The following is a 7,007-nucleotide window of genomic DNA, read 5'->3' on the forward strand; positions in this document are numbered from 1 at the left end:
ACGCAACAGCCGGAAGTGACCACGCCTTAAGACTCCTCACCACGCCAAAAACAACGTCGGCAATACGTCTGTTTCGCAGCTGTATTGCAGAGGTGGGCAGATAAGGCAGGAAAGCTGGCCTTTCCAAACGGTGAAGACAGAGGACGATGGGGGGGGGCAGTCGTTAGGCGCTTGCGCCTAAAAGCGCTACGCTGGCGCAGCCCCATATCTTGCACATCGGACCCGTCATGACTGTGACACCGGAATTTGTCTCCGCCCTGCCCGACCCAGATGCTTTTGAGACGCTCATGCTGGAATACTACACCATCATGGCGTCCAAGCTATCGGATGCGGGGGGACCGCAGCTGTCTGCCGCCGACCTTGCGCGGGACACGCTTACCCATATGCAGGAGCTGTTGCCGCCCGATGGGCGCACCTTACTGGCGCATGACGAGGCAGGCAGATTGATTGGCTGCGGCGTCTTGCGCAAAGTGCGCCCCAATGCAGCGGAACTGAAGCGAATGTTTGTGCGTCCGGAAGCACAGGGTCTTGGACTGGGACGCAAGTTATTTGAGATGCGGATCGACGCGGCCAGAGAGATGGGCTGCACCACTCTTTATGCGGACACGGTCAAAGGCAATCGCGCCATGTTGGCGATGTATGAGAGACTTGGGTTTGACTACATCCCGCGCTATCCCGAAAACGCCAACCCGCCGGAGCTTGATCCCTATCTGGTATATCTGGAACGTCACCTCACATGAGCCCGCGGCGTCCACGTGACATGCCAGCGACCGGTACAAAGACAATCGAAGCGCCTGACCTCACCGATCAGGCGTCTTCTTTGGTGTCATTGCTCTGTTTGGGCGCCCCCACGTAGCCTGACACCGCTTGCAGAATGCGGAAGGCTGTTGAGGCGTCGTTTTCGACCACGGCCATAAACTCGCTTTCGCCCAAACGCAGCATTTCCAGATCGGTCTTGGCATACATGTCGAGCGCACGTTTCTCTTTGCGCAGCAAAGCCAGCTCCCCAACCAAGGTCCCTGCCCCGGCTTCGGCCACCACATGCGCTTCGCCATCTGGCGTGCGATAGCCGAGACCCGCCTCACCTTCGAGGATCAGGTAAGCGCCATCAGAGGGATCATCCCCCATGTGGAAGACATACTCCCCGGCAGGGGCACTGTGCCACTGCGCCCCAAAGGCCAGCAGACGCATTTGCCGACGAGACAGGCCGGCAAACATATCCGCGGAGGTCAAGGCGCGCATTTTGCGGCGCAGGTCAGCACTGGCCGCATTGTCGGAGTCATCCACCGCCGCCACGCCGCTGTCTTTCAGGCGACCATGTTCCAGCTCGAGCACTTGGTCAAAGCTGTCGGCGTCCTCAAACTCCTCTTCGAGATAGAGGAACGTGGTGTTGGGCAGCAACTCCCGCAGGTTGGCGATGGTTTCGGCGGCTTGGCCTTCCTCATAGTTGGCCAGACACCGATTGAGGATCATCACATCCGGCTTTTTGATTGCCGCACGGCTAATGGCGAGCGGTTCCGAAAAGGCAGAGGGCAAACCCGCCCCGCCGATGCCGGTGGGCACGGCAAACAGAAGCTCAGCCACCTCTTGTTTCATACCTGCCTCCGCCAATGTCTGAGCAACAATATCGCGAATTTGCTCTGCACGAGGGCCAGCGGACGCGGCCAACTTGCCAAAGATCGCGTTTTCCAAAACCGTGAGGCCGGGGGCGTAGCGGTCTTCGCGCAGAGGGGCAAAGTACACAGCTGTCCATTCCGACAGTTTTTGCGCCTCAACGTGGCGCAATTCCAGAATGCTCCGCTTGAGGTCTTCCCCAAAGCCCGCACCGATACGTTCCGCGGAGACCAGCAGTGGCAGCGAAATCATTTGCTCCAGCTCTTCCTGGGTCATATTGGCCAGCCGTACGTCGCGGCTTTTGGCAAAAAGTTCCACATTGCGGGTGAAGTCATCCGCATCAAAGCCAAGCTGCTGGAACAAGGGATGGTCGGTGCCATCCACGCCAAATGTCTGATTCAGCATCTCCACAACTTCCCGGCTCATGCGCAGAATGCTTTCCTCAATGCCAAGCTCTTGCAGCAGTTTAAGGAATTCGCTGATACGTTGCTCTCGACCGTCGGTGATGACCTGACGCGGGGTAGCAAAGAACAGGTTGGCGGCCACCGGCAGCGCCGGGTTGTATTGCTCCCGATCAAAGCGGAAGTAAGATTTGGTCAGGCCCGCCTTATCCAGCGCCTCATGAATTTGTGGCCGCAGATCCACAAGGGTTTGGGCCAGCTCCGCGTGGTCACTTTCGACAAATGGCTGGTCGAGACCTTTGCGGAACAGCGCGTTGCCCGCACCGGTGGCATCCATCACCGCAACCCACCACGCATGCACATCATCTTCGCTCGCCAAATCCCCAAGAGACGGGTCCACCCAGTCGGAGTAAAGCCGATCAAGGCTGTTGCCTGTGCGTTTGGATTCATAGGCGCGCTTTTTCTCTTCGGATTCACCCATTGGATCAGGACGGTCCGTTAACGGCTTCTGCTTCAGCGGCATCAACACGTTGTCGCCAAAGGTGCCTTCAAACACATAAGGCGACGGATCAGCATAACCGACGCGCGTGGCGATGACTCGTTGATGCAGATCGTTGAGTTTCACACCGCCAATTTCCAGCGCCCCGCTCAGCGGGGTGATCTCTCGGGTGAACAGTTCAGCCACGGCACGACGCTCTTCGGCGTCTTGCGAGCGGACGCCAATCACCGCGCCTTGGCGTACGGTTGCGGAAATGTTTTCCAGCACGCTGTCGCCATCATGGTCGCGCACAAAGACATCTTTCAGAACAATGTCGCCGGTCAGACGTGGGATCTCGTCCGGCTCATTTTCAATCAACTCTTCGTCCACCATGCCGGACGGGCCAAACCGGTCGCCGATCAAGTGCCAACGCAAGGACAGGTCCGCCACGCGGTTGTAATAGTTCAACAGCTCTTTCCACGGGGAGGAGAGATCTTTGTAAGCCGCAAGCGCGGCGACCAGCGCGCCAAGTGTCACTTGACCGCGGATCACCAGCAGACCGCCAACAAGGTAGAAGAAAAACGGTGTCAGTTGGGTGATGAAGTTGTTGAGGAACTTCATGAAGAACTTTTTCTTGTAGATCGACAAGCGGATCAGAAAAAGCGTGCCCAGACGGCGCGTTACTTGCGACAGGCGGAAGCGCCAGCCGCCGTTGCCGCGCAGTTCCGGCGTGCCAGTGGCGGTTTCGCCAATTTCAGCCGCGAGGTGACGGACCTGCACAATGCGATCTTTGTTCAACAGGTTGATCTGACGTTGCAGTTTGGGAATGATCCAAGCCTGCAAAGGGATCAGCGCAATCGCCGCAAGACCAAACCAGACGTTTTGCAAGAACAGAAAGGCCAGAATGGTGAGCATCTGCCCCGCTTGCATGACCGGCAAGCTAATCGCGTCTCCCATCATACCGCCAAGTGGCTCAGCTTCGGCTGTGACCATGCTGACCATCTCGCCTTGCGACGTCCGGCGCAGATAGGGCTGCGGGAATCGGGTGATGCGCGAAATCAGGGTGAAGCGATAGCGCCGCAACATACGCTCGGACAACACACCTTTCATGGTGTTGATGCGCATCTTCATCAGCCCGTGAATCAGCACCGCCAGCAAAAACAGGAAGCTGAGCATGATCAGGTAGTTTTCCTGCGTCATCTCCCAATTATACACGTCGATATAAGAGGTATCCGCATCAATCGCGTCGTTGATGATGCGTTTGGGCAGCTCCAACGTCAGGAACTGCAGCGGGAAAAGGCACACCGTGAGCGCCAAAAGGGCCATCTGGTCGCGTTTTGAATACTTCCAGATGAAGGCAAATAATGAGCGTTCTATACCGTCTACTCCCGGTTTGCAGCACGGGCTCCGCGCCGTCCCATTTGGCAAATGCTACCAATGTAAGCGGGACCTATTCAAACGGATTCTTACTGGAAGTTTGCAGGAGTGAAAACAGAGGTTTGCTGTTCCCTGATTCTCCCGCTAGTCTCTTTTTAGAACTTAGGATGGGGCAGAGGTCTATGGACCAGATCACGACAGTGTTGTTGCTGGTCGCGGCATTTCAGATCAAACACTTGGTGGCGGATTTTTTCCTGCAGAACGCCAAGATGATCATGGGCCGCGAAAAATACTGGCACATGGGGCGCACACAGCATGCGGGCATCCATGCGGCGTTTTCTGTTGTGGTTTTGGCGCTGTTTGGCACAGGTCCGATGCTGATCTTTTGGATGGTGCTGATTGAGTTCATCGTGCACTTCCACATTGACTGGGCCAAGGCGCGTTATTCGGTGGATCGCGAGTTGCGTCCCGATCAGCCGCTTTACTGGTATGCCATGGGCACCGATCAGGCGTTGCACCAGCTGACCTATCTGGTGATGATCTGGGCGCTGTTTGCCTGCCAGTGAGCGGCGACTAAGCTGTAAAAACATCTACGATGGCGTGGATGTCCTGCGCCTCACTCACCACGAACACCCGCGATTTTGCGCCCGCTTGCGCCGTTACAATCACCTGAACTGATGTATTCACCAAAGCTGGTGAGAGGAAACGCGCGCGCAGCTCTTGGATTTTGCGGCCCGGCGACATGTGACGAAAGCCAGCCTCCGCCAGCGCACAGAGCAACATGCCGGGGGCTATCACATCGACAAACCCTGCTGCCCGAGCAGCGTCTTGATCGTGGTGCAGTGAATTGGGATCGTGGGCCAGTGCGGCGTAGCGTGCGATTATAGTGGCGGTGAGGTTTGTAGAGACCAGCGTTTGCGCGCCCTCACCCACCATACGTGGATGCAGCTTCGGTGCGGCCAAAGCACGGATGGTGTCCGGCGTGAGGAAACGCACACGGGTTTCCATCGCCGCATCGGTGCCGGGTAGCTGGAAAAGGCAGTGCGCAGCGGACCCATCACTTTCATTGGACAGGCCAACATGCGTGCCTGCCGTCAGCGCGGTGTCAGAGAGACCTGTGAACCGTTGAGTTTCTTGAATGGCAAATGTGCCGCCCGGCGCGGTGAAGCAATGACGCAATTCAATCAACGCCGGGTCCCCCAAAAGGAAGGCCGCACGCACAATCGGCAGAGAGGTTGAGGCCGGATGATCCAAAAGTTCGGAGAGCAAGTCTTGCAGAGCGTCTACGTCCGCCTTTGAAACACCGGCCTGCAAGGTGGTTTTGGCCCGCGTTGTGTCAGCCTTGGTCATAGGCTTGGGCAATCAAAGTGGCATTGATGCCACCAAAGGCCAACGAGTTGGACATGACCGCCTTCACCGATTTGGCTTTGGCTTCTTTGGACACCGGATCAATACCGATTTTGGGGTCCATTTCTGTGAAGTTGATCGTTGGCGGCAGAGATTGTCGCCGCAACGCACCAATTGCCACGATCATTTCCAACGCTCCAGCTGCGCCGAGAGCGTGGCCGTGCACCGGCTTGGTGGATGAAATGTCCACACCGGCCAGATCGTCGCCAAACACCTCGCGAAGGGCGGCCACCTCATTCACGTCATTTGCCACGGTGCCGGTGCCGTGGGCATTCACATAGCCAATATCATCCGGCGACAGGATGGCGGACTTGAGCGCCATACGCATACAGGCAGCGGCGCGGGCCGGATTGGGGCGCAGCAGGTCTCCCGCATCTGAGTTGGTGCCAAAGCCGACAAGCTCACAGAGGATGTTGGCGCCACGCTCCTGCGCGCTTTCCAGACTTTCCAGCACAAGAATGCCTGCGCCTTCCCCAAGGATCATCCCGTTGCGATCTTTGCTAAACGGGCGGTTCACATCCGCCGTCATCACCCGCAACAGCTCCCAAACCCGAAACACCCCACTTTCCAGACAGGCTTCAGAGCCGCCGGCAAGGCAGCGCTCCACCTGGCCGGAGGCAATCATCTGATAACCCATGCCAATGGATTGGCTGCCCGAAGAGCAGGCAGTGGCCAAGCAAAGCGCGGGGCCAGTGGCACCAAACTCCATAGAGACCCAACTGGCGGCGGCGTTGTTCATGATTTTTGGCACAGACATGGGATCAAGTCGCATAGACCCCTCTCGGCCAAACTTCATGTAGTTGATATTGAGTGTTTGCCCGCCGCCAAAACCAGAGCCAATTGATACACCGCAACTCTCGCCAAAATGCGCCTCGGACAAGCCGGACTGCGCCACAGCTTCGCGCGCGGCAGCAAGTGCATATTCTGCCACCGGCTCTCGCATACGGTGCGGTTTGTCCCCCACAACTGCGGCCAGATCAGCCTCTGACAGGCGCGCAGCTGTTTTCACCCGTTGCGCATCCAGATCGTCAAAAGAAATGGGTTTGACACCAGAGTGCCCAGCCTGTGTGGCCTCAATCAATTTGTCGGCACCAAGGCCGCAGGCGGAGACGGCGCCGAGGCCGGTGACAACAACGCGGCTCACGCCTCGGCGGCCTGATGTTCTTCGATTTTGGAGATCGCCAGATCCAGCAGATCCTGTACCGTGACCACGTCGGTCAGCTCATTGTCCACAGACACATACGCGCCGTATTTTTCCTCAATTGCCATCAGGATCATCACAAAATCCGCAGATTGGATATCGAGCTCTTCAAGCTTCTTTTGTGGTGTGATTTCAGAAGGTTCGACCATGCCTTCCTGCGCGACCAGTTCGAGCAATTCTTTGGTCAGCGTCTCGCGTTTGGTGCTCATGGGAGTCCTTCCAGTCTTCAAAATCTTTAGGCAATAAGCCCGCATAAATCTTGCGGGCCCTTTGAGTTTAGGCGGCTGACAGGAAATATTCCAGACGGAAGTTTTGCACCAATTTGCCCATCGGTATCGCGTCGGTATCGCGGCTGCATTGCGGAGGTGCAAAAATTGACGTCCACGTCACCCTACATACCAGGATCAACCGGCGCGATCACCGCGCCGCCGCCCTCTACCCAGTCTTTGAAGCCACCCAGATTGTGCACCTCAGCGTAGCCCATGTCCTTGAGCAGCTTGCCCGCCAGCGCAGCCCGACCACCGGAGGC

At 57.3% G+C, this 7,007-nt stretch carries 6 protein-coding genes and 1 pseudogene; 2 read left to right on the plus strand and 5 right to left on the minus strand.

Annotated elements, in window-relative coordinates; translation table 11 throughout:
- The first annotated feature begins 227 nt into the window (after positions 1-227).
- Positions 228-740 carry a GNAT family N-acetyltransferase gene (locus QZ517_RS19185; RefSeq protein WP_294230369.1) on the plus strand — a complete coding sequence of 171 codons (513 nt, stop codon included), beginning with the start codon at positions 228-230 and terminating at the stop codon, positions 738-740.
- Between the two features lie 67 nt (positions 741-807).
- Here QZ517_RS19185 and QZ517_RS19190 read toward each other — a convergent pair whose 3' ends face one another.
- A complete protein-coding gene (locus tag QZ517_RS19190) occupies positions 808-3,819 on the minus strand; it encodes a cyclic nucleotide-binding domain-containing protein (RefSeq protein ID WP_294230372.1) in 3,012 nt (1,003 codons plus the stop codon).
- Positions 3,820-4,052: 233 nt separating this feature from the next.
- Between QZ517_RS19190 and QZ517_RS19195 the strand changes: the two genes are divergently transcribed.
- Positions 4,053-4,436 (plus strand): DUF3307 domain-containing protein, encoded by a 384-nt coding sequence (locus tag QZ517_RS19195; RefSeq protein WP_294230374.1) that lies wholly within the window; start codon positions 4,053-4,055, stop codon positions 4,434-4,436.
- A 7-nt stretch (positions 4,437-4,443) separates the two neighbouring features.
- On the opposite strand, the gene QZ517_RS19200 is transcribed toward QZ517_RS19195, so the two are convergent.
- The 4 genes and pseudogenes from QZ517_RS19200 to QZ517_RS19215 all read right to left on the minus strand — a co-directional run.
- On the minus strand, positions 4,444-5,220 hold the full coding sequence (locus QZ517_RS19200; RefSeq protein ID WP_294230379.1) for a MaoC family dehydratase: 777 nt from the start codon (positions 5,218-5,220) through the stop codon (positions 4,444-4,446).
- Positions 5,207-6,421, minus strand: a complete 1,215-nt coding sequence (locus QZ517_RS19205) for a beta-ketoacyl-[acyl-carrier-protein] synthase family protein (protein ID WP_294230381.1) — start codon at positions 6,419-6,421, stop codon at positions 5,207-5,209. The genes QZ517_RS19200 and QZ517_RS19205 overlap by 14 nt, the downstream gene beginning before the upstream one ends.
- Entirely contained in the window at positions 6,418-6,687 is a 270-nt protein-coding gene (locus QZ517_RS19210) for a phosphopantetheine-binding protein (RefSeq protein ID WP_294230383.1), read from the minus strand. The genes QZ517_RS19205 and QZ517_RS19210 overlap by 4 nt, the downstream gene beginning before the upstream one ends.
- Positions 6,688-6,869: 182 nt before the next feature.
- Positions 6,870-7,007 (minus strand): annotated as a pseudogene (locus QZ517_RS19215) (rhodanese-like domain-containing protein); the annotation flags it as partial.

Source organism: uncultured Shimia sp. (assembly GCF_913054185.1).
GTDB lineage: Bacteria > Pseudomonadota > Alphaproteobacteria > Rhodobacterales > Rhodobacteraceae > Shimia.

Coding starts and splice junctions, on each gene's coding strand:
- QZ517_RS19185 (WP_294230369.1), top strand. CDS start 228: ATGACTGTGACACCGGAATTTGTCTCCGCCCTGCCCGACCCAGATGCT.
- QZ517_RS19195 (WP_294230374.1), top strand. CDS start 4,053: ATGGACCAGATCACGACAGTGTTGTTGCTGGTCGCGGCATTTCAGATC.
- QZ517_RS19210 (WP_294230383.1), bottom strand. CDS start 6,687: ATGAGCACCAAACGCGAGACGCTGACCAAAGAATTGCTCGAACTGGTC.
- QZ517_RS19200 (WP_294230379.1), bottom strand. CDS start 5,220: ATGACCAAGGCTGACACAACGCGGGCCAAAACCACCTTGCAGGCCGGT.
- QZ517_RS19190 (WP_294230372.1), bottom strand. CDS start 3,819: ATGGCCCTTTTGGCGCTCACGGTGTGCCTTTTCCCGCTGCAGTTCCTG.